Source organism: Nonlabens dokdonensis, assembly GCF_002162835.1.
Classification (GTDB): domain Bacteria; phylum Bacteroidota; class Bacteroidia; order Flavobacteriales; family Flavobacteriaceae; genus Nonlabens; species Nonlabens dokdonensis_B.
Map to the genome: position 1 here is coordinate 42285 of NZ_MAAX01000071.1, position 21677 is coordinate 63961.

The window sequence follows — 21677 nt, forward strand, 5'->3', positions numbered from 1 at the left end:
TGGTTTATGATTATACATATTACTATACCTCTTTGACAATTATTTATTTATTAATTGTTCTAGCTACATATGTATGCATCAATAATTGGCATCACCTTAAAAAAACCAAGGAATGGATTTTTCTACCATTCTTTGGTTTTACTATTATAATTGAAATAATTAGTGAATATTATGTGGAGGTATTAAATAGCAGCCCTGCATACCTTTTAGATATTTATACACTCCTATCAATTATTTTTGCTATCTACTGGTTTTATAGTTATCTTAAATTAAAGGCCTTAGCAAGTATAAGCATCATAATCGTGGTTGTAAGTTACCTGCTTAATCTTTATGATGTTAGCATCTATAATAATGAATTACCAGCATTGGCAATAGCTTCTGCATTAATAATAACGGTAAATGTTTTTATATTCTTTAATCAAATCTTATTGAAGAATAACATTAATAAGTTCAAATTACACAGGCCATTTTGGATAGCATTGGGTTTGTTTGTTTGGCACATTAACTCTATGCCATTTGTTCTATTTTTACCTAATCTCAATAGATTAACATGGCAAGTAAGTGGTGTCTTAGTATTTATAAATGTAATCATGTACGGCTGTTTCATTTATGGTTTGCGCATAAAACAAACGTATGATGACTAATTACAATTATTTTATAGGCATTTTTATTTTTATGTTAGTGATCACCATTGGCATAATTTCTCTATTTCTAACATTCAACAAGAGAAAGAATCAGTTACTACAAGAAAAGCTAGAAGAAAGACTAGCAGCACAAAAAAGACAACATAAAAGTGAGTTAAATGCTTTACGCAGTCAGCTCAATCCTCATTTTGTGCACAATAGTTTAAATGCCATTCAGTACTACATACAACGTAATGAGGTAGAAATTTCAGAGCATTATCTGACTAAGTTTTCAAAACTCATGAGGCTTTTTTTTGATTATTCTCGTAAAAAACAAATTACCCTAGAAGAAGAGATCTCATTTTTAAATAAATACCTAGAAATTGAGAAAATGAGATTTGAAGAAAAACTGAATTACAAAATAACTATTGACCCAGAATTAGACACAGATAATACGGTGATCCCTACCATGCTATTACAACCTATGGTAGAGAATTCAGTTAATCATGGTATTTTTCACAAACCTGAACCAGGATTTATAGAAATATCTTTTGAAAAAGACAGTACTAAAAATGGATATAACTTACATATCATTGATGATGGAATAGGTTTAAAAAAATCTAAAGAGCTCCATGCACAACATAAAACAACTACTAAGGCGCATAGCAGTGAGGTTATTAAAGAAAGGATTTCAATTCTTAACGATAGCAAAGAATGGCATATAAGCTATGACATAGTTGACCGATCCCAAAAAAGCTCTACCACTGGAACGGCAATTTGTATGACTTTTAAAAACCTAGCAGAACAATGAGTATCAAAACAATAATTATAGACGACGAGCCTAAAGCGATTGCTATACTTGCCGATAAAATCAAAAGATTCTGTCCAGAATTAGAGGTAGTAGCATCTATTAGCAAACCTCAAGATGCATTTGATTCTATAAATGAATACCAGCCCGATCTCGTGTTTATAGATATAGCGATGCCTGGCATGACTGGATTTGATATTTTACAACAGTTTACACATCCTAATTTTGAAATAATTTTTGCCACCGCTTTTGATCAGTATGCCCTTGATGCCATAAAGCACTGTGCTATAGGTTACCTAGTAAAACCTATAGATAACGAAGATTTAGTAGAGGCTGTTGTCAATGCTACTCGTAATATAGAGGATAAAAATGCCTTAGAAAAAAATAAGCTGCTTATTGAAAACTTGGGCGTTCAAAAATTTCAAAAGAAAAAAATTGTAATCCCATCTACCGAAGGACTTGAATTTGTGAAAGTAAAAACTATTAGTCATTTTGAAGGCGTAGATGGTTATACAAAAATTCATTTATCAAATAGAAAGGCTATGCTTAGTTCTCACAGTATAGGTCATTTTAAAAAATTATTGAACATAGAAGATTTTTACCACGTTCATAAGTCATATGTCATTAATATGTCCTTTGTAGAACGCTATTTAAACGATGGGTATGTAGTACTTCAAGGTGACATAAGTATACCAGTGAGTAGAGCTAAGCGAGCTGAATTTCTCAATCAATTAAAACAATAAACCGTTGTTTAACTAATAGGCTAAGTATAGTCTCGCTTTCGCGAAAGCGAGATCAAAAACAACAGTTATAACAATATATAAAGTATAAGAAGTTTTAATTTTGCTTAAAAATACAATTAGGTGGACAAGCATTCTGATTTATACGGCAAGGCGCTCATTGACTTTAATAACGGTAATTATACAGAAGATTTACACGTGCTTAGTCCTACCATGGAAGATGATGTTTTACCACTTCCCTATTTATTTAGATTATATGAAGAAATGCCTCCTATTGAAAAAAAGGCATTGTCGTTATGTAAAGGGAACGTTCTAGACGTAGGCGCTGGCGCTGGATCGCATAGCGTTTATTTAGAGAGCAAAAAATTTAATATTACCGCTTTAGACCAAAGTGATGGTGCTATAAAAGTGCTCCATCAAAGACTTCAAAAACCTAATTCTACAATTATAAAAGAAAACATCTGGCAACACAACGGTCGTTATGATACCATTTTGTTGCTGATGAATGGCACTGGAATATTTGAAAAATTAGAGAAAGTACCGCTATGTCTAGAATTGCTTAAAAATATGCTATCTGAAAATGGACAAATTCTTTTAGACAGTTCTGATTTAAAATTTCTTTTTGAAGATCCAGAAGATGGAGGTTTATGGGTAGATTCTAGTAAAGAATATTACGGAGAAGTGAGCTTTTCATTACAATATAAAAAAGTAGAGTCAGAATTATTTGACTGGCTGTATATGGATTTTGAACTTCTTAAAAGTTATGCTGTTGCTGCAGGATTTCAAATAGAATGTGTTTATAAAGGCGACCATCATGATTACCTAGCAAGATTAACTATTGCAATAGGATAATTATACTTGTTAAATTTGAAATAAATCAACTGCTGCGTTACGCATCATCTACTATCTTTAAGACTAAAAGAAGTAGGAATTATGAAAACAGCATTAATTACAGGAGCTAGCAGCGGTATAGGAAAAGAATTAGCAAACATCCATGCTAGCAACGGCGGTAATTTAGTAATTGTTGCTAGAAGCGAGGAAGAACTTAACGAACTTAAATCAAAGCTTGAATCTCAACATAAGGTAAACGTCCATGTGATCGTAAAAGATCTCACGGCACCAGATGCTACACAAGAAGTTTATGACGAGATCAAAGAAGCTGGGATTGAAATTGATTATCTAATAAATAATGCTGGTTTTGGCGGTATAGGTAAATTTCATGAGCGAGACTGGTCCAGCGATCAGAATATGATTTTATTAAACGTTATGGCGCTCACTCATTTGTGTAGGCTTTTTACGCCTGATTTTGTAAATCGCAACTCAGGTAAAATTCTTAATGTTTCTTCTACAGCGAGCTTGATGCCTGGTCCTATGCAAGCGGTTTATTTTGCTACAAAAGCTTTTGTTAGATCGTTGAGCAATGCAATTTCTCAAGAATTATCTGAGACTAATGCAACTGTAACTAATTTAATGCCTGGAGCTACAGAAACCGATTTTGGTAAGACCTCTGGAATGGATAAAACATCCTTATTTGATCAAACTGCTAGTGCTAAAGATGTGGCTCAAGCAGGTTATGACGCGATGCTTAACGGTGATATGGACATCAAAACTGGTTTGAGTTTTTCTCAAAAAGCCATGCTCGCAACTATTCCTTTTACACCTAAAAAAGTATTACTTAAGATGGTGGAAAAAATGCAGCAGCCTAAAGATTAATTATCTTTTACTTACAAATTTAGAAGTGTTTAAATAAAATCGCCAGGGAAGATCTTTGTCTTCATCTGCATAATCAATACCTATTCTTTTGCTTGTGGTGATCTCGCTTTCGCGAAAGCGGAATTCTTCATTCTCTTCGATCCAGACTTTATCTCCTGTTAAAGCAGCTCCATAATGAGATTTGTTTAACGCAAAAGCTTTACTGAAATTTCCTGGTCCAGAGGTAAGTGTTTTATCTAGCTTCTCCTTTTTACGACGTCGCAGCATCACTTCTACTCCATCAAGTGGCTCTACGGCTCTAATTAAAATCGCATCTGCATTATCTTTTGAGTTAGTAATGATGTTAAATAAGTGATGAATACCGTAGCATAAGTAAACATAGGCTACACCACCAGGTTCATACATGATTTTTGTACGGTCAGTAAATCTGCCTAAATGAGCATGACAAGCTTTATCGTCATAACCGCGATAAGCTTCTGTCTCGGTAATAATACCAGAGGTTAGTTCATCATTAATATTTGAAACGATCTTTTTTCCTATCAGATCTTTTGCAATGCTTACCACATCATTTTGTTGATAATAGGAAAAAGGTAATTTTGCCATGTGGTTTTTTAGTTAAATATAAAACATGCAAGGGATACGAGATCAAGGTTTAATAAGGTCTTAATACTTTACCTTTGTAGCTAGAATATTTTTTTATGTCTTTTGAAAAATTAGGTCTCGATCCTGCCCTATTAAAATCCCTTAATGATCAACGATTACTGGAACCTACTCCTATTCAGGAACAGGTTATACCTCATATTTTAAAAGGAAAAGATGTTTTAGGAATTGCCAAAACTGGTTCTGGTAAAACAGCTGGTTATGCGCTACCATTATTGCAAAATTTAAAAGGAATCACCTCTAAAAACAGACACATTAGTGCGCTGGTAATGGTACCTACTCGAGAACTTGCCGTACAAGTAAGTGACGTGATCAAAACATTTTCTAAAGCACTAGACAAGCCATTAATCACTATGCCTATTTATGGTGGTGTGAGCATCAATCCACAAATGATGCAAATGAATACAGTAGATGTACTTGTTGCTACACCAGGACGTTTGATTGAACTGGTAGAATCAAATGCCGTGATTCTTAAAGAGTGTAAAATCCTAGTACTAGATGAAGCAGATAAGATGCTTTCCATGGGATTTAAAGAAGAAATGGATGCAGTATTGTATCATTTGCCTAAGAAAAAGCAAAACCTTTTATTTTCTGCTACACTAAGTAATGAAGTTAAAAACATTCAAGAAGGATTACTTCATGATCCTGTAGTGGTTGAAATTGAGGAAGAAGAACAAGATTACTCGCTCATAAAGCAACTAGGTTATCGAGTTACACCAGAGAAAAAAGGAGTGTTATTGAGACATTTAATCGAAGAACATGACATGCAGCAAGTTTTGATATTTTGTTCTTCTACTTATCAAGTGGAGCATGTAAATGATAAGCTCAACACAAACGGAATCAAATCCAAAGCGATTCATGGTAAAAAATCTCAAGGAGTTAGAAACAAAAACTTAGCCGACTTTAAAAATAGTAAAGAGACTGGTGTCCGTTGTCTAGTAACTACAGACCTTCTTTCTCGTGGTATTGACATAGAATTCTTACCATACGTGATTAACTACGAATTGCCTCGATCTCCTAAAGATTACATTCATAGAATAGGTAGAACTGGTCGTGCAGAAAATCCTGGAACAGCCATATCTTTAGTCACAAAAGAGGAGTCCAATCATGCACGTGTTATTCAAAAGAAGACCAAATTAAAAATTTGGATGGAAGATTTGCCGGAGTGGAATTCTTAGGAAACTGAACTTGAAATCGAACTTGAAGAAAAGTTTAAATAGTGCCAAAATAAATATTTGGTACATCAAATTATAACAACTTATTTTTCAGGTATAACTTTTGATACTATTGAAGAATGAAAAAGCTATCTCAACTTTTTATAATCTTAATATCGCTTTCTAGTATTTCATGCAAACGAGAAGAAATAACTATTGACAAAAATGACTTTGACTATTGTGCTTATTTATTGAAAGATAATGACAAGGTCCCAACTTTTCAATTCCCATTAAACTCGACAGCAAACGAAGTTATTGAAGTGATCGATAACTACACTCAACAAGATTGTTTTGATACCTTTCATTTTAACTATAAAGTAGCTGGATATGAAATTCAAAGTGTGGCATTACAATACTGTCATGAATCGCCGCCAATATCTGACCCAATCATATTTGTAATAAGAATAAATGATAAGGGCATGTTATTAAAGAACAATTCTGGAATGGTTAAGATAGATTCAGTTAAAAAGCAAACAAGGTATTTTCTTGATAAAATAGAAAGAGAACATAAACGTTTTCTTTTACGCTATGAAATTGATAAAAACGTAGATAAAACAATTACCGAAAAAATATTGAAAGATATAATATCAGCTTATCTAAAATTTGCCAAGGACTTGTATCAAAAAGAAAACAATTTACATATTAGCAAAGCGACTAGGAAACAATTGAATGACTTTAAAAGTAAAAATGCGATGAGGATTTTGTTTTACAGTTGGGATCATTTTGAAATTCCGCCACCACCGCCAGCTCAAAAATCGCTTAAAATTCATCAAAAAGACACTATTGACTATGATTTTGATACTGCGCTAAGTGAAAAATAATCTTCAATAACATTTCGAAAGGATCTGGCAGATCCTGAACAAATTTGGAGATCACTATATTTATTCATTCAGAAATACCGAGCCAAATTTTTCAGGAAGACAAATCCAGTTGAACAAATCTGTAGAAGTGTCTCGTCTGTCTCTCTACTCACATTTAAGAGCAAAGCGAATAAATGAAACTGACTACTGCCACTGAAAACTGACACTGTGACTAAGAACTACTCTTCCTTTTTAAATTCCAGACTCAAACTATTCACACAATGCCTGATACCACTAGGCGTAGGTCCATCGTTAAAAACGTGTCCTAGATGACTGCCACAATTAGAACACATAATCTCAGTTCTTATCATTCCATGAGTTGTATCCCTTTTGCGCTCTATTGCTCCTTCTATCTCATCATCAAATGATGGCCAGCCGCAACCAGAATCAAACTTTTGATCAGATTTAAAAAGATCATTTCCACAAGCAGCACAGCTGTAAACACCATCTTCATAATGTGTGTTATACTCTCCAGTAAACGGTCGTTCTGTCCCTTTTTCTCTTAGAACATAGTACTGTTCTGGCGTCAATTTTTCTTTATATTCTTTTTCAGTCATCTTTATTATTATTTGTCAAATTACTGTTTGAAGCTCCGCTTTCGCGAAAGCGGAACAAAAAAAGCTCCTAATATAAGTCAGGAGCTCGTTATAATTCTTACGTTGTTGAGCAACTATTTTCTCAACGCTGGTAATTCTTCTCCTTTTGAGACAAAATTTAAAGCAACTCCATTAATGCAATGGCGTTTACCTGTTGTTTTTTTAGGTCCGTCATTAAATTCGTGTCCTAAATGCGATCCACAAGTATTGCATTTTAATTCAGTACGGGCATAACCTATTTTATAGTCTACATCTCGTTCTACTTGTCCTTCGATAGCACGGTCATAACTAGGCCATCCGGTTCCTGAATCAAATTTATGCTCGTTCTCATAAACAGGCGCATAGCATGCTGCACAAACCAAGGTTCCTGGAGCGTATTGTTTATTCAGCGGACTTGTGTGTGGACGCTCTGTTCCAGCTTCTCTTAAAACATTGTATTCTTGAGAAGTCAATAGCTTTTTCCACTCTTCAGCAGTTTTAGTTACCTCATATTTTTTTTCTTGTTGCATTTCTTCATCAGAAGAATTCATTGCTAGTTCCTTTGAAGTATTTCCACAAGAAACAAATAACAAAGCAATTAAGCTTATTCCTATAAATCTAATCATCATATTTTTCTTTGTTGTAAAATTAAGGTGTATAACCGCTCTTAGGTGTTGCAATTCTGTTAAGTATTATATCAATTGTTTCACAAAATTGTTGATAATAAGGTTTTAGGTAATTAGATGAAATTGAAATAAATTTTGAATGCAAACACAAAAGCGGGATTAATTCTGTAAAATAAAATGAACACCGTAGGCGACAAAATAAATCCACAGCGATGCGTTTCATTTTAAATGATTTTGCTTTCATTTTACAGCCGTTTTACAGTTCCTTTTATTTTTGTTTGTAACTTTACCTCATGAATAAAAAAGTAGCTATAATCATGGGTTCTACGAGCGATCTACCTGTGATGGAAGACGCCATAGACGTATTAAAAAAACTAGAAATTGAAATCCAAGTGGACGTGGTGAGTGCCCATCGCACGCCGGAGAAAATGTTTGAATTTGGTAAAACAGCTCATGAAAACGGTATTGCTGTTATTATTGCTGGTGCTGGTGGAGCAGCCCATTTACCTGGTATGGTAGCTAGTTTATCGCCGCTACCGGTAATAGGTGTACCTGTAAAGTCTTCTAATTCTATTGATGGATGGGATAGTGTTCTATCTATTTTACAAATGCCTGGTGGCGTTCCTGTCGCTACAGTTGCGCTTAATGGAGCTAAGAATGCTGGTATTCTTGCTGCGCAAATTATAGGAGCTACTCAAGAAGATGTACGCGCGAGAATAATTTCTTATAAACTAGGTCTTAAAGAAAAGGTGACTCAAGCTGCAGCGCAAATGCGTGAGAATGTCTAGAATATATCAGCTTTCTTCCCTACTTATTATCGCTTTAACCATTCTATGGTTTACTTATGAAATGATGCTGCGACATTCGGTACAATGGCATTTCTTGACCGCTGGCGGAATCAACTTTCTAGCTGCCGTAATAATCAACCGGCAGTTCACACAAAAGAGGTATAATTATCTAGGCATCATTCATGTGGTATTTATGGTACTGCTTTTTGGCTATGGTTATTTCTTCATTTAATTAATTTGTTTAAGTTTAATGATCAAAAGTTTAACAAAATTGTGATAACTCTTTGATTCTTGACGATTATTTTTACATTGAATATGAATACAAACACAAATCCTTTATTAGTAAATTTTGAAACCTTTCAAGACACAGCACCTTTTTCATTGATCAAGGAATCTCATTATGAGTCCGCTTTCGCGAAAGCGATAGAAGAGGCAAGAAAGGAAATAAACGCGATCACCGAGAACGCTGCACAGCCTAATTTTGAAAATACGATAGAGGCTTTAGACGCATCGGGAGAGTTATTAGGTCGTATTTCTAGCATATTTTTTAATTTAAACAGTGCCGAAACTAACGATGAGATTCAAAGAATCGCAAGAGAAGTAAGTCCAAAGTTGTCCGATTTTGGTAATGATGTAACCTTAAACGAGGAGTTATTTGCGCGTGTAAAAGTGGTTTATGAGAATAGAACTGCTTTAGATTTAACCGAAGAACAAAAAACTCTTTTAGAAAAGCAATACAAGCGTTTTTCTCGTAACGGAGCCAACTTAGACGAAGATAAAAAGAAGCGATTGAGAGCAATCGATAGTGAATTATCACAGTTGACTCTTGCTTTTGGCGAGAATGTTCTTGCAGCTACAAATGCTTATGAGTTGCACTTAGAAGATGACTCCAGACTATCTGGACTACCTGAAAGTGCAAAAGAAGCTGCTGCAGAAACAGCAAAGGCAAAGAATAAAGAAGGATACGTTTTCACACTTGATTACCCAAGTTACATTCCGTTTATGACCTATGTAGACGATAGAGCGCTGCGCGAGGAGCTATCTAAAGCCTTCGGTGCCAAGTCATACAAAGATGAATATGACAATCAAGAAAACGTTCTAAAAATCGCTCAATTGCGTTATGAAAGAGCGCAATTATTGGGTTATGAAACTCATGCGCATTTTATTCTGGAAGAGCGCATGGCCAAAACTCCAGAAACAGTAAATAATTTCTCTCAAGAAATATTAGAGAAAGCAAAACCAGCAGCTCAAAGAGAATTTGATGAGTTGCAAGAATTTGCAAGAAATTATAGCGATAATCCAGTAGAGTCCTTAAAAAAATGGGACGCAGCTTATTATTCTGAAAAGTTAAAGCAAAAGCTGTACAGTCTTGATGATGAACTACTGAAACCTTATTTTAAATTAGAAAACGTAATTAACGGAGTTTTTGAGATTGCCAGTCGTTTGTACGGTTTGAGCTTTGAAGAAACACAAGAAATAGATAAGTACCATCCAGATGTGCTTACCTATGTGGTTAAAAATGAAGATGGCTCGTTAAATTCTATTTTCTATGCCGACTTTTTTCCACGTAAAGGAAAGCGCAACGGTGCATGGATGACTTCTTTTAAAAATCAATGGCACGAGCAAGACGTTAACGTAAGACCTCATATTTCTAATGTTTGTAATTTTACTAAACCTACAGCAACAAAACCTTCTTTACTTACTTTCAACGAGGTAACAACCTTATTTCATGAATTTGGTCATGCTTTGCATGGTATGCTGGCTGATACAAAGTATAGAAGCCTATCTGGGACATCTGTTTTTTGGGATTTTGTAGAGTTACCTAGTCAGGTGCTAGAAAATTGGTGTTATGAAAAAGAAGCACTAGAGATTTTTGCAAGACATTATGAGACAGATGAAGTGATTCCGTTAGAATATATTGAAAAAATAAAAGCGGCTGCAAATTTTCAAGAAGGCTTGCAAACATTGCGACAACTTAGCTTTGGAATGATGGATATGAGCTGGCATGGAATAGATCCTACGGCCATAACAGATGTGAAAGCACATGAAAGAAAGATTTTTAATCAAACAGATTTGTATCCAGATGTAGAAAGCAGTTGTATGAGTACTTCTTTTGCACATATCTTTCAAGGTGGCTACAGTGCTGGATATTATAGTTATAAATGGGCAGAGGTACTTGATGCTGATGCTTTTGAACTGTTTAAGCAAAATGGAATATTTGATAGACCTACTGCAAAGAAATTTAGAGAACATATTCTTTCAAAAGGAGGAACTGAAGATCCAATGCTTTTATATACACGCTTTCGCGGAAGCGAACCTAAAATAGACGCTTTATTAAAAAGAGCTGGATTGGTAGCATAATGAACGCAGAATAACGAAATTTTAGAAACTAGATAAAACGAAAATGCCAGAAGTAAAACTAATACCAGAAAAATGGGTCGATCGCTACGGTGATTACCTCTTCAACTTTACCATAAGTAGGGTCAACGATCCTATAATGGCACAAGATCTGGTATCTGAAACTTTTCTGGCTGGTTTAAAAAGTGCACACCGTTTTAAGGGTAATTCTACAGAACGTACGTGGTTAATATCTATTCTTAAAAGAAAAATTATAGATTATTACCGTAAAATAAACTCTAATAAAGGTAAAGCCGAAGTACGCATGAGCTATCTGCCTAGCAGTGATCAAGATGGCGACTGGATGGAAGAACGTGCAGAAGACCTGCGCAATCCTAATGTAGAAGATGTAATTGAACAACGAGAACTAGGCGAGGCACTTGAAGAATGTATTGCTTGTTTACCTGAGCGATATGCCACTATATTTGTGCAAAAAACCATAGACAATTTGGAAACCGAAACCATATGTAAGGAACATGATATCACGGCGTCCAATCTTTGGGTAATCATTCACAGAGCTCGAGTACAGCTTATGGAATGTTTAAATAAAAAATGGCACAAGAATAGTTAATCTAATGAGTAAATTTTTCATCAACTGCGACCAGGCTAGCATTTTAAGTACTCGTGAACAATACGGCGATTTAAATCCTAAAGAAATATTTAGACATAAACTTCACAGAGGTCATTGTTTTAAATGTCGCTCTTTTCATAAAAACAACGCAAAATTTCAACGCACGTTAAAAGGATTGAGATGGGTTTCCTTAGGAATTGAACAAAAAAAACTTATTAAAAAGGCTTTAAAAGAAGCCATGAGTAAATAATATTCAATGAAATTTTAAAAAGAGCCTTTTAGCTCTTTTTTTATGTTTTAAAATTAAAGTAAGTAGTATAGTCCTAACCACAAAATAGGTATCGCTTCCACAAAAAAACTGGCATAATAATCAGATTTGAATTTATCTGAAAACCAGATGGCGGTTGCTACTAAGACTACAATGAAGTAGTTAATCAGAAATTCATGATCAATTAAAAATCCAAATTGAACGTACTCTATAACGATGTAAATAACGCATATAGAAATTCCAATAATTTTTGTATTGAGAACACCGATAAGTTGAGGCAATGTTTTTAAAGACACTGCATCATACTTTAAATCTCTTATTTCAAAAGGTATACATAACGCAATTATTAGAATAAAAAGTTGAAACATATCTATGATATACAGATAAAAGACAGAATCAATTACTGGCGTCACATCACATCCGTATGCATAGGCAAAATCTACATAACTTGATTTCAGTGGAATAAGGCAAATTAAAATAATCCATGAAACAGCAACTGTTATTAACTTAATAATTGGTATTTGTCTCCAATTACGATGCTTAAATAACGGAAACGCATAGAGTAAAGAATATGAAAACGCCAATAGTACCATTAATACAGTCCATAAATTATCATTAATCAACAGATAAATCGCAATTAATGAAGCTAACGAAGTAAGTATCAAAATTCTATTTTTGAATCTAAAACTCTCCTTTTTCAATACTAGAATCGCATATTTTATTAAATTATACCCTATCAGGACACCGCAAAATATCAAACCGATAATTGAAACATCAATGGTGTTAAAGTTCCAATAATTGAAAACCACAAACAACGCCACAAAGCAAACTGCCACATGCAAACTACTGCGTATATAAAAGTCTAAAATGCTTTTCAAAAACCTCATTGTTCAAATTTACACTGCATAGTTAATAACTCGCTTAAAAAGGTTGAAAAATTGAATCAAATTATACAAACGCTTGTTAGTTTAAATACCTTAAACGACTACTTTTGCAACGAATTCAAGCAGAATTCAATATCTTAAATATAGACCACATAAGTACTATGAATACAGATCGTTTTGCCCTTAGACATATCGGACCACGCAAGGCAGACCTTGCACCTATGTTAGAAACCATAGGAGTTGATTCTATTGATCAACTTGTTTATGAAACCGTTCCTGCAAACATTCGTTTGAAGCAAGATTTACAGTTAGATCCTGCGATGAGCGAGTATGAATTCCTAAGTCATATCAATAAACTAGGTGCAAAGAATAAACAATTCAGATCTTATATAGGTCTAGGATATAACCAGCCTATCACACCAGCTGTAATCCAAAGAAATATCTTAGAAAATCCAGGATGGTATACTGCATACACGCCTTATCAAGCCGAGATTGCTCAAGGACGTCTAGAAGCTTTATTGAATTACCAGACGATGGTGACCGATTTAACAGGAATGGAGCTGTCCAACGCTTCATTACTTGATGAGTCTACCGCTGCTGCGGAGGCAATGACATTACTTTTTTCAGTTCGTGAACGTGCACAGAAAAAGGAGAACATCGTTAAGTTTTTTGTAGATCAAGATACTTTGCCACAAACTAAAGAATTATTAAAAACACGTGCGATTCCGTTAGGGATTGAGTTGGTAGAAGGAAATCCGCAGGAGATAGACATGAGCGCAGGATACTATGGTATTCTGTTACAATATCCTGGTGCGAGTGGAAATGTGGTGGATTATACCGCTTTTGCGAAAACGTGCAAAGAAAACAACATCCGTATAGCCGTAGCTGCAGATATTATGTCTTTAGTGTTGCTCGAGGCTCCTGGACATTGGGGCGCAGACGTGGTTGTGGGAACTACACAGCGTTTTGGAATTCCGTTAGGATATGGTGGACCTCACGCAGCATATTTTGCGACACGTGAAGAATTTAAAAGACAAATTCCTGGACGTATCATAGGTGTTACTAAAGATACTGATGGAAAACGTGCACTGCGCATGGCGTTACAAACGCGTGAGCAGCACATAAAAAGAGATAAAGCGACTTCAAATATTTGTACTGCACAGGTATTACTTGCCGTTATGGCTGGTATGTATGGTGTGTATCACGGGCCACGTGGTTTGAAGTTTATTGCAAATAAATTACACGCACAAACTGCTACCCTTGCAGATGCCGTTGAGAAACTAGGGATTTACCAGACTAACGAGAACTTCTTTGACACATTAAGTTTCAAAGTAGATGCTGAAGCTGTGAAGAAAGAAGCACTAGAACTAGAAATCAACTTCTATTATCCAGATGCAAACACTGTTCAAGTTTCTTTGAACGAGACTACTTCCCTAGCAGACTTGAATGATATTGTTTCCGCTTTCGCGAAAGCGGTATCTAAAGACTTCTCTCCTATCACAGAGTTGATCGAGAAAACACACCTAGGAGAAGGACGCCAGACGGATTTCATGACCTATGAGGTATTCAACTCTTACCATTCTGAAACAGAATTAATGCGTTACATCAAGAAATTAGAGCGCAAAGATTTGGCTTTAAACCACTCGATGATTGCCTTAGGTTCTTGTACCATGAAATTGAATGCCGCAGCAGAAATGTTGCCACTTTCAAATCCGCAATGGGGAAATATTCACCCATTTGTGCCACTAGATCAAGCGCAAGGATATCAAGAAATGTTGACGAAACTAGAAATACAGTTGAATGAATGTACAGGTTTTGCTGGGACATCTTTACAACCTAATTCTGGTGCGCAGGGAGAATTTGCTGGATTAATGGCGATACGAGCTTACCACCAAAGTCGTGGAGATCATCACAGAAACATTTGTTTAATTCCATCAAGTGCTCATGGTACTAATCCTGCAAGTGCGGTAATGGCTGGAATGAAAGTAGTAGTTACCAAAGCCCTAGATAACGGAAACATAGACGTCGATGATTTACGTGAAAAGGCAGAGAAATATAAAGACAATTTGAGTGCGTTAATGGTAACTTATCCATCGACTCATGGAGTTTATGAAAGTGCCATTAAAGAAATCACAGGCTTGATTCATGAAAATGGTGGCCAAGTGTATATGGATGGTGCAAACATGAATGCGCAAGTAGGGTTAACAAACCCAGGAAACATAGGTGCTGACGTTTGTCACTTGAACCTACACAAGACATTTGCCATACCTCATGGAGGTGGTGGACCTGGTGTAGGACCTATTTGTGTGGCACCTCAATTGGTTCCATTCTTACCTACTAATCCTATTATCCCGACTGGTGGCGATCAAGCGATTACACCTATCAGTGCAGCGCCGTTCGGTAGTGCGCTGGCTTGTTTAATTTCTTATGGTTATATCTGTATGTTAGGTGCTGATGGATTAAAACGCTCTACAGAATATGCTATTGTAAATGCAAACTATATCAAGGAACGTCTAGAAGGTAGTTTTTCTTGTCTATATGTAGGTGAAAAAGGACGCGCTGCTCACGAGATGATCATAGACTGTCGCCCATTTAAAGAGCACGGAATTGAAGTAGTAGATATAGCAAAACGACTAATGGATTATGGTTTTCACGCTCCTACAGTGTCATTCCCAGTAAACGGGACAATGATGATAGAACCTACAGAATCAGAATCTAAAGAAGAAATAGACCGTTTTTGCGACGCCATGATTTCTATAAGAAAAGAGATTGCTGAGACAAGCAAAGACGAACCGAATAACTTGTTAAAGAACGCGCCGCATACCTTGCAAATGATTACTAGTGATGATTGGGATTTACCATACACAAGGCAACAAGCTGCATATCCGCTGGATTATGTGTCTGACAATAAATTCTGGCCTACCGTGCGTCGCGCAGATGATGCTTATGGCGATCGTAATTTAATGTGTACTTGCGCTCCTATGGAAGAGTATTTGTAGAAATTTGAACATCTGATTTTCCGCACTTGATGCGGAATCTGATGGTTCATAACTCAGTGTTAGTTAAACGTTCTCAACTCTCGCTCAAACTGACATCACAAACCGAATCAGCTTAATTGTTGATTCGGTTTTTATCGTCTTAGATTTTTTATATCTTTATTTTTACATTGTTCACATCATGAAGAGCTACCTACTCATTGTAATATTTCTGTCTTTCGTTTTAAATAGTTCTTCTCAAAACACTAATTTATCAAACGGCAATGTTTTTGACGGTGAACCTTATGTGGCGGTCAACCCTAATGATGCAAATAATATTGTAGTCGCGTGGATGGGTTGGGTAAATCTGGCTAATCAATTTCAAATAAAAATTAAATCTAGTTTTGATGCAGGAAATACGTGGAGTAATACAACATTAATTCCTCATGTAGTAAGTGGTTACTCTTCTGCAGATCCTGCTATTGCTTTTAATAATACAGGAGAGGTATTTATAAGCTATATAGATTTTACGGGAACTGCTCCACCAGTTACTGGAGGCGTTTATCTTGTAAAATCAACTGATGGCGGACTCTCATGGGGCAATCCAGTAAATGTAGTAGACACAACTTTTGATGGTACAAAATGGCCTATCGATAGACCTTGGATTGCTATTGATTGCTCAAGCGGAAGCACACAAGGTACTATTTATGTGACTAGCATGAATTTGAATCGTACTAATGCACCATTTAACCCATATGTATCTATCTCTACAGATAATGGAACTACATTTTCTACTTCCTATTTAGATGCACCAGGCTGGCTGGCTGGAAGTGCTAATAATTTACCTATGCCTTCACCAGCAGTAAGTAGCACAGGTGTATTTTATGCTAGCTACCCATCATTTGTAACTTCTCAGAGTCCATTTGCCAGACTTCTTTTAGCAAGTTCTAATAATGCAGGAACTACATTTTCACATCAAGCCGTAGATAATATTATCAACCTTATACCATTAACTAATTTTCCAGATGCTAAAAAAGCAGGACTTTTACTTAGTAATCCAGCAAACTCAAATCATCTAGCGGTCATAGGATTAAGAACTACAAATGGTGATCTAGACGTTTTTCTTACAGAATCTTTTGATGCTGGTGCGACTTGGAGCGCTCCTACTCGAGTAAATGACGATCCTATCGCAAACAATAGAATGCAAGATCTTGTTTGGGGAGATTTTGATAATGATGGAGATTTAATAATCACATGGAGAGATAGAAGAAATGGTAGCGACGGTACCTACACTGCTGATTCTGAAATTTACGCAGCTTATAGGCCTAATAACAGCACTCAATTTGAGCCTAACTTTAGATTATCGAGTTTATTGATTCCTTATGATCCTATATTAACGAGTTCTGGAAATGATTTTATGTCGATACAATTAGAAAATGATGTGTTAAGTGCCGTATGGGGTGATCCTAGAAATGGTGATTTAAACATTTGGTTTCAAAAAACAGATACTCAAGGAAACGTGCTTTCTCTTCAAGAAATATCTTCTGATCAATCAAGGGAAATTAAGATTTTTCCTAATCCTGCTAACTCCTTTTTAAATATTCAAAGTAAAGAAATACTTGAAGTATCCCTTTTTGATTTAAAAGGAAAAAGAATCTTCAAGACTTTAAATGATATGAAAGCAAACCAAGTACAAATAGCGACTGATGGTTTTTCTAACGGAACATATATATTGCAAATCAGAACCTTGACTAGTAGATTGTATAGAAAAGTCGTGGTTAAGAATTAAAACTTAAAAATATACTTAGGGAAAAAGACTTTGAGAGTAAAACCTAAGGCTATGATAACTCCATAATTTATCATTAAAACGTCTAAATAATAAGCTCCTAATATGATGGTAAAAATACCATAGAACAGTATAATTAACTCAAAAAGCCTCTTTCGACAAATTTTAAATCCGTCGATAAAACCTTTAGCAAAGAGTCCTTTAAAAAATTGTGGTAATTATTGATTTGAACAGAAATACTATTATAAAACCAAATAATTTTATAAGAACGTAAAAATTAGTTACAGAAAGCGGCAATCTATCACTAGTGTCATAATTCTTTACCTCAATTAAATTCATCAACATATTTTATAAAATTATAAGTGATTCATGCCTTTTATTATTCATTGCATTATAAAATTCATAATAAACTAAACAATTCATTAGATGATTCTTAAAGATTTAAAAAGAAGATCATATTCGGCTGTTAATTATTAGGAATGAATCACATAAATCACTTTTTTTGTTGTCCCTAAGATTGAAAAGAAGTTGCATGAGAGCAAAAATTACCGGAGTAGGAAGTCACATTCCTGATGTTGTGAGAAAAAATGAAGAGTTCATGAATCATGAATTCTTAAATAATGATGGAAGCTCTTTCGGAAGTGATAACGCTACCATCATCAAAAAATTTGTAGCTATAACTGGAATAGAAGAACGCAGGTATATGAGCGATGATCTCCTTACCAGTGATATTGCAACCTTAGCTGCAGAGAAAGCAATAGCAGATGCTAAATGTGATCCTGAATCAATAGACTTCATAATCGTTGCACACAATTATGGCGATGTAAAACCAGATGGAGGATCTAGCGATATGGTTCCAAGTCTTGCTAGCCGTGTAAAAAACAAACTAAAGATTAAAAGTCCCAAATGCGTAGCATATGATGTACTCTTCGGTTGTCCAGGCTGGATTCTAGGAGTCACTCAAGCAGACTCTTTCATAAAATCAGGTCTTGCAAAAAAAGTACTTGTCATCGGTGCTGAAGCGTTATCGCGAGTTGTAGATCCACACGACAGGGATTCTATGATTTATTCTGATGGTGCTGGAGCTGTAATTGTTGAACCTAGCCATGATGATCATGGAATATTAGGACAATCTACTGCTACATTTACAGAAGAAGAGGCATTCTTTATTTTTAATGAAACTTCATATAATAAAGAGTTACAAGATAAGACTCAGTATATAAAAATGTACGGTCGCCGCATTTATAATTTTGCTCTCTCTAAAGTTCCTGAAGGAATGAAAGCCGCTATGGATCAAGCAGGAGTGGATATTAAAGATTTGAAAAAAATCTTTATTCATCAGGCAAATGAGAAAATGGACGAAGCTATCGTTGAGCGTTTCTACAAGCTTTATGACATGGAAGTACCGAAGGATATCATGCCTATGATCATTCACAAATTTGGTAACAGCTCTGTTGCTACGGTTCCTACAGTTATGGATCTAGTGGTAAGAAATCAAATGCCACAGCACAAAGTAGAAAAAGGAGATGTAGTAATGTTTGCTAGTGTAGGTGCTGGAATGAATATCAATGCTATAGTCTACAGGTATTAGGTGATTAGGTGAAATTATTAAACCAAATCAATCCACCTTAAATTCAGCGATATTTAAGCTTTTTTCAGGTCGTTTTAAAACTTTCATTTTATAGCTATTCAATGACTTCCATATCTATAAAAATATCTTCTTTAGGCCAGTCGCTTTCGTCTCTCGGTACTCTAGCAATCTCATCTGCGATGTTAATTCCTTTTGTTACTTTACCAAAAACAGTATGCTCACCGTCTAAATGAGGTGATCTACTCAAAGTAATAAAAAAGTCAAATGGATTATGCCAGTCTTCTGGATTATTCTCCCATTGTTTGGCACTACTTAAGGAACCACGTTCATGAACAATACCAGGTATGAAATGAGGTGCAAGTTTATAATTTCCAGCACTAGCTCTTTTTAAGGAAGGTAACTTTTCATCACTATTACCACCTTGAACTACAAAATCCTCTACTACACGGTGAATAAAAGTACCATTAAAATATGCATTTTTAGTGAGGTAAATAAAACTAGCACGATACAGCGGCGTCTCTTCAAATAACTCCATTTCTATATCACCATAAGAAGTCATAAGTCTGACTTTAGTTTCTGGATTTTCCTTTCCATATCTAGTAAAAAATGGCACTACACTATCTTGCGGGATGTACGCTAGAAGTGTATCACCATCTGCAGATAGTTGTCTTTTATAGGTTTTTTCAAGAATACGTTGTTCTCTTGTCTTTCTAACTACCGTATCTGTCTTTTTAACTGACTCGTTATTTTGAATTTGTGGAGTATCTTTACACGATAAGAGTGTTAATAAAGACAAGAAAATTAAAATACGTGACTTCATTTCAGGAATTTTTAGATAGAATTTCAAAGCTAAAGAATTTACCGCTTCCAGGGCTACAATCGCAGCTTAAAATGGCTGCTGTAGAACGTCTAGACGAAATGCGGCACAGTGCTATGAAAGCACAAAATCATAAAGAAGCTTCTGTTATGATGCTCGTATATCCTAAAAATGACATCCCACATTTTGTGCTTATAGAACGCGCTCAAACTAAAGGTAAACATAGCGGTCAGATTGCTTTTCCGGGCGGCAGAAAGGAAAAAACCGATGTTGACAACAGTTACACCGCTCTAAGAGAAACTGAAGAAGAAATAGGGATATCCATAGAGCATCAACATTTAATTACCTCATTGACATCTCTATACATCCCACCCAGTAATTACATGGTTTATCCTTATCTCGCTTTCGCGAAAGCGGAATTACAATTCAAAGCGCAACCCAGCGAGGTAAAATCGATTATAGAAATAGAGCTAGCAGAATTGCTCAAAGATCAAAATGTGAGTAAAACGGTCTTATCAACTAGTTATATGAAGGAAGTAAGTGTGCCGTGCTTTTATTTTGGCGATGTGATGGTTTGGGGTGCAACGGCAATGATGTTGCAAGAAATCAAAGACTATTTTCTTCAAGCCAGTGGCAACTGAGCGAGGTAGTTTAAGCTGCTATCATTATATTTGTCATTCCCCAAAACTGAAAACTAAATGGGATTATTTAAAGAAAATCCTTTCGGTCATATTTTATTTTTAAAAAAATGGCTCATACGTATTGCTGGTGTCTTATCTCATAGAAGATACAGAGGCTTTAATGAGATGGAGATAGAAGGAAGCGATTTTATAAGGAATCTACCAGAAACTGGCGTTTTATTTGTATCAAATCATCAAACATACTTTGCTGATGTGGTAAGTATGTTTCATGTTTTTAATGCTTCTTTAAAAGGACGTGATGACAGTATAAAAAATGTAGGATATCTATGGAGTCCTAAACTTAATATTTACTATGTAGCTGCTAAGGAAACGATGCAAAGTGGTTTACTACCTAAAATATTTGCTTATGCAGGCGCTATCACTGTAGAAAGAACCTGGCGTGCCAAGGGAGAAGAAGTAAATCGTGCTGTAAATCCAGACGATACTAAAAATATAGGAATCGCTCTAGATGATGGTTGGGTAATTACTTTCCCGCAGGGAACCACTAAACCATTCAAGCCTATAAGAAAAGGAACTGCTCATATTATTAAACAGTATAAACCTATTGTGGTGCCTATAGTTATTGATGGTTTCCGCAGGAGCTTTGATAAAAAAGGTTTACGTATTAAAAAACGTAATATCCTTCAATCCATGGTCATTAAGGAACCGCTTGAAATAGACTACGAAAATGATAGTGTTGAAAAGATAGTAGAGCAAATAGAGTTTGCGATAGAACAGCACCCTTCATTCTTAAAAGTAATTCCAATAGAAGAAATCGAGGCTCAAGAAGAGCTTAACGAGATGCGTCGATGGGATTACTAGAAATATTGAGTACGAGTTGATAACATTTTTAAAGGTAGCAATCTTTACCATCATATGTACTTGTTGCTATTTCAAATTAATATCTGCTATGCTTTTAATTCTGTTGCGTTCTAAGAAAGCGTCGATGGTTTCAAAATGCTCAATTACTCGTTGCTCTTTAAATTCAAATACTTTTTCTGATAGTCCTTGAAGAAAATCACGATCGTGAGAAACGAGAATTAAAGTACCATCATATGTAGAAAGTGCTTCTTTTAGAACATCTTTTGATTTTAAGTCCAA

Annotated in this window: 22 protein-coding genes and 1 pseudogene; 17 read left to right on the forward strand and 6 right to left on the reverse strand. The window is 35.4% G+C overall.

The features are described 5' to 3' along the window. Positions 1-32: 32 nt before the first annotated feature. The 5 genes from A9Q93_RS04215 (at position 33) to A9Q93_RS04235 (ending at position 3884) form a co-directional block, all read left to right on the forward strand. Positions 33-644, forward strand: a complete 612-nt coding sequence (locus A9Q93_RS04215; RefSeq protein WP_303686125.1) for a hypothetical protein — start codon at positions 33-35, stop codon at positions 642-644. Next, the gene (locus A9Q93_RS04220) at positions 634-1434 is read left to right on the forward strand and encodes a sensor histidine kinase (RefSeq protein WP_303686126.1); all 801 of its coding nucleotides are present in this window, start codon (positions 634-636) and stop codon (positions 1432-1434) included. Before A9Q93_RS04215 ends, A9Q93_RS04220 begins: the two co-directional genes overlap by 11 nt. After that, entirely contained in the window at positions 1431-2174 is a 744-nt protein-coding gene (locus tag A9Q93_RS04225; RefSeq protein WP_303686127.1) for a LytTR family DNA-binding domain-containing protein, read from the forward strand. The genes A9Q93_RS04220 and A9Q93_RS04225 overlap by 4 nt, the downstream gene beginning before the upstream one ends. A 120-nt stretch (positions 2175-2294) precedes the next feature. Beyond that, on the forward strand, positions 2295-3023 hold the full coding sequence (locus A9Q93_RS04230) for a bifunctional 2-polyprenyl-6-hydroxyphenol methylase/3-demethylubiquinol 3-O-methyltransferase UbiG (RefSeq protein ID WP_303686128.1): 729 nt from the start codon (positions 2295-2297) through the stop codon (positions 3021-3023). A gap of 81 nt (positions 3024-3104) precedes the next feature. Next, positions 3105-3884: an SDR family oxidoreductase gene (locus A9Q93_RS04235; protein ID WP_303686129.1), complete on the forward strand. Its 780-nt coding sequence runs from the start codon at positions 3105-3107 to the stop codon at positions 3882-3884. On the opposite strand, the gene A9Q93_RS04240 is transcribed toward A9Q93_RS04235, so the two are convergent. Next, positions 3885-4487, reverse strand: coding sequence for a DNA-3-methyladenine glycosylase (locus A9Q93_RS04240; RefSeq protein WP_303686130.1), 603 nt, complete (start codon positions 4485-4487; stop codon positions 3885-3887). 95 nt (positions 4488-4582) lie between these two features. On the opposite strand from A9Q93_RS04240, the gene A9Q93_RS04245 reads away from it, so the two are divergent. Further along, positions 4583-5722, forward strand: a complete 1140-nt coding sequence (locus tag A9Q93_RS04245; protein WP_303686131.1) for a DEAD/DEAH box helicase — start codon at positions 4583-4585, stop codon at positions 5720-5722. A gap of 116 nt (positions 5723-5838) precedes the next feature. Next, positions 5839-6579 carry a hypothetical protein gene (locus A9Q93_RS04250; RefSeq protein ID WP_303686132.1) on the forward strand — a complete coding sequence of 247 codons (741 nt, stop codon included), beginning with the start codon at positions 5839-5841 and terminating at the stop codon, positions 6577-6579. Positions 6580-6797: 218 nt separating this feature from the next. On the opposite strand, the gene msrB (A9Q93_RS04255) is transcribed toward A9Q93_RS04250, so the two are convergent. Continuing rightward, complete coding sequence (msrB, locus tag A9Q93_RS04255) at positions 6798-7175, reverse strand: peptide-methionine (R)-S-oxide reductase MsrB (RefSeq protein WP_303686133.1); 378 nt, start codon at positions 7173-7175, stop codon at positions 6798-6800. 113 nt (positions 7176-7288) lie between these two features. Next, positions 7289-7819: a peptide-methionine (R)-S-oxide reductase MsrB gene (msrB, locus tag A9Q93_RS04260; protein ID WP_303686144.1), complete on the reverse strand. Its 531-nt coding sequence runs from the start codon at positions 7817-7819 to the stop codon at positions 7289-7291. 293 nt (positions 7820-8112) lie between these two features. Here msrB (A9Q93_RS04260) and purE point away from each other — a divergent pair, with 293 nt between their 5' ends. The 5 genes from purE to A9Q93_RS04285 all read left to right on the forward strand — a co-directional run bounded on the left by purE (position 8113) and on the right by A9Q93_RS04285 (position 11825). After that, complete coding sequence (gene purE / locus A9Q93_RS04265; RefSeq protein ID WP_303686134.1) at positions 8113-8607, forward strand: 5-(carboxyamino)imidazole ribonucleotide mutase; 495 nt, start codon at positions 8113-8115, stop codon at positions 8605-8607. Beyond that, positions 8600-8839, forward strand: a complete 240-nt coding sequence (locus A9Q93_RS04270; protein ID WP_303686135.1) for a hypothetical protein — start codon at positions 8600-8602, stop codon at positions 8837-8839. Before purE ends, A9Q93_RS04270 begins: the two co-directional genes overlap by 8 nt. A gap of 83 nt (positions 8840-8922) precedes the next feature. Then, complete coding sequence (locus A9Q93_RS04275; protein ID WP_303686136.1) at positions 8923-10968, forward strand: M3 family metallopeptidase; 2046 nt, start codon at positions 8923-8925, stop codon at positions 10966-10968. 43 nt (positions 10969-11011) lie between these two features. Then, positions 11012-11575 carry a sigma-70 family RNA polymerase sigma factor gene (locus A9Q93_RS04280; RefSeq protein WP_303686137.1) on the forward strand — a complete coding sequence of 188 codons (564 nt, stop codon included), beginning with the start codon at positions 11012-11014 and terminating at the stop codon, positions 11573-11575. A gap of 4 nt (positions 11576-11579) precedes the next feature. Beyond that, entirely contained in the window at positions 11580-11825 is a 246-nt protein-coding gene (locus tag A9Q93_RS04285; protein ID WP_015363098.1) for a hypothetical protein, read from the forward strand. Between the two features lie 53 nt (positions 11826-11878). Here A9Q93_RS04285 and A9Q93_RS04290 read toward each other — a convergent pair whose 3' ends face one another. Then, positions 11879-12721, reverse strand: coding sequence for a hypothetical protein (locus A9Q93_RS04290; RefSeq protein ID WP_303686138.1), 843 nt, complete (start codon positions 12719-12721; stop codon positions 11879-11881). Between the two features lie 167 nt (positions 12722-12888). Between A9Q93_RS04290 and gcvP the strand changes: the two genes are divergently transcribed. The 3 genes from gcvP (at position 12889) to A9Q93_RS04305 (ending at position 19079) form a co-directional block, all read left to right on the forward strand. Next, positions 12889-15726, forward strand: coding sequence for an aminomethyl-transferring glycine dehydrogenase (gene gcvP / locus A9Q93_RS04295; protein WP_303686145.1), 2838 nt, complete (start codon positions 12889-12891; stop codon positions 15724-15726). A gap of 178 nt (positions 15727-15904) precedes the next feature. Further along, positions 15905-17491: a T9SS type A sorting domain-containing protein gene (locus A9Q93_RS04300; protein WP_303686139.1), complete on the forward strand. Its 1587-nt coding sequence runs from the start codon at positions 15905-15907 to the stop codon at positions 17489-17491. Positions 17492-18020: 529 nt separating this feature from the next. Beyond that, positions 18021-19079 carry a 3-oxoacyl-ACP synthase III family protein gene (locus A9Q93_RS04305; RefSeq protein ID WP_303686140.1) on the forward strand — a complete coding sequence of 353 codons (1059 nt, stop codon included), beginning with the start codon at positions 18021-18023 and terminating at the stop codon, positions 19077-19079. A 94-nt stretch (positions 19080-19173) separates the two neighbouring features. Here A9Q93_RS04305 and A9Q93_RS04310 read toward each other — a convergent pair whose 3' ends face one another. Next, positions 19174-19899 carry a peptidylprolyl isomerase gene (locus A9Q93_RS04310; protein WP_303686141.1) on the reverse strand — a complete coding sequence of 242 codons (726 nt, stop codon included), beginning with the start codon at positions 19897-19899 and terminating at the stop codon, positions 19174-19176. Between A9Q93_RS04310 and A9Q93_RS04315 the strand changes: the two genes are divergently transcribed. Both A9Q93_RS04315 and A9Q93_RS04320 read left to right on the forward strand, forming a co-directional pair. Next, positions 19890-20537, forward strand: coding sequence for a CoA pyrophosphatase (locus tag A9Q93_RS04315; RefSeq protein WP_303686142.1), 648 nt, complete (start codon positions 19890-19892; stop codon positions 20535-20537). The two genes, A9Q93_RS04310 and A9Q93_RS04315, sit on opposite strands and share 10 nt — an antisense overlap. Before the next feature lie 57 nt (positions 20538-20594). Beyond that, on the forward strand, positions 20595-21398 hold the full coding sequence (locus A9Q93_RS04320; protein WP_303686143.1) for a 1-acyl-sn-glycerol-3-phosphate acyltransferase: 804 nt from the start codon (positions 20595-20597) through the stop codon (positions 21396-21398). 66 nt (positions 21399-21464) lie between these two features. Here the strand turns inward: A9Q93_RS04320 and A9Q93_RS04325 are convergent. Next, a pseudogene (locus tag A9Q93_RS04325) lies at positions 21465-21677 on the reverse strand (ABC transporter ATP-binding protein); the annotation flags it as partial.

What these genes read in the sequence shown, in the direction of transcription:
- A9Q93_RS04220 (WP_303686126.1), top strand. Translation starts at nt 634, where the DNA reads ATGATGACTAATTACAATTATTTTATAGGCATTTTTATTTTTATGTTA.
- A9Q93_RS04225 (WP_303686127.1), top strand. Translation starts at nt 1,431, where the DNA reads ATGAGTATCAAAACAATAATTATAGACGACGAGCCTAAAGCGATTGCT.
- A9Q93_RS04235 (WP_303686129.1), top strand. Translation starts at nt 3,105, where the DNA reads ATGAAAACAGCATTAATTACAGGAGCTAGCAGCGGTATAGGAAAAGAA.
- A9Q93_RS04240 (WP_303686130.1), bottom strand. Translation starts at nt 4,487, where the DNA reads ATGGCAAAATTACCTTTTTCCTATTATCAACAAAATGATGTGGTAAGC.
- A9Q93_RS04245 (WP_303686131.1), top strand. Translation starts at nt 4,583, where the DNA reads ATGTCTTTTGAAAAATTAGGTCTCGATCCTGCCCTATTAAAATCCCTT.
- A9Q93_RS04250 (WP_303686132.1), top strand. Translation starts at nt 5,839, where the DNA reads ATGAAAAAGCTATCTCAACTTTTTATAATCTTAATATCGCTTTCTAGT.
- msrB (WP_303686133.1), bottom strand. Translation starts at nt 7,175, where the DNA reads ATGACTGAAAAAGAATATAAAGAAAAATTGACGCCAGAACAGTACTAT.
- msrB (WP_303686144.1), bottom strand. Translation starts at nt 7,819, where the DNA reads ATGATTAGATTTATAGGAATAAGCTTAATTGCTTTGTTATTTGTTTCT.
- purE (WP_303686134.1), top strand. Translation starts at nt 8,113, where the DNA reads ATGAATAAAAAAGTAGCTATAATCATGGGTTCTACGAGCGATCTACCT.
- A9Q93_RS04270 (WP_303686135.1), top strand. Translation starts at nt 8,600, where the DNA reads ATGTCTAGAATATATCAGCTTTCTTCCCTACTTATTATCGCTTTAACC.
- A9Q93_RS04275 (WP_303686136.1), top strand. Translation starts at nt 8,923, where the DNA reads ATGAATACAAACACAAATCCTTTATTAGTAAATTTTGAAACCTTTCAA.
- A9Q93_RS04280 (WP_303686137.1), top strand. Translation starts at nt 11,012, where the DNA reads ATGCCAGAAGTAAAACTAATACCAGAAAAATGGGTCGATCGCTACGGT.
- A9Q93_RS04285 (WP_015363098.1), top strand. Translation starts at nt 11,580, where the DNA reads ATGAGTAAATTTTTCATCAACTGCGACCAGGCTAGCATTTTAAGTACT.
- gcvP (WP_303686145.1), top strand. Translation starts at nt 12,889, where the DNA reads ATGAATACAGATCGTTTTGCCCTTAGACATATCGGACCACGCAAGGCA.
- A9Q93_RS04300 (WP_303686139.1), top strand. Translation starts at nt 15,905, where the DNA reads ATGAAGAGCTACCTACTCATTGTAATATTTCTGTCTTTCGTTTTAAAT.
- A9Q93_RS04305 (WP_303686140.1), top strand. Translation starts at nt 18,021, where the DNA reads ATGAGAGCAAAAATTACCGGAGTAGGAAGTCACATTCCTGATGTTGTG.
- A9Q93_RS04310 (WP_303686141.1), bottom strand. Translation starts at nt 19,899, where the DNA reads ATGAAGTCACGTATTTTAATTTTCTTGTCTTTATTAACACTCTTATCG.
- A9Q93_RS04320 (WP_303686143.1), top strand. Translation starts at nt 20,595, where the DNA reads ATGGGATTATTTAAAGAAAATCCTTTCGGTCATATTTTATTTTTAAAA.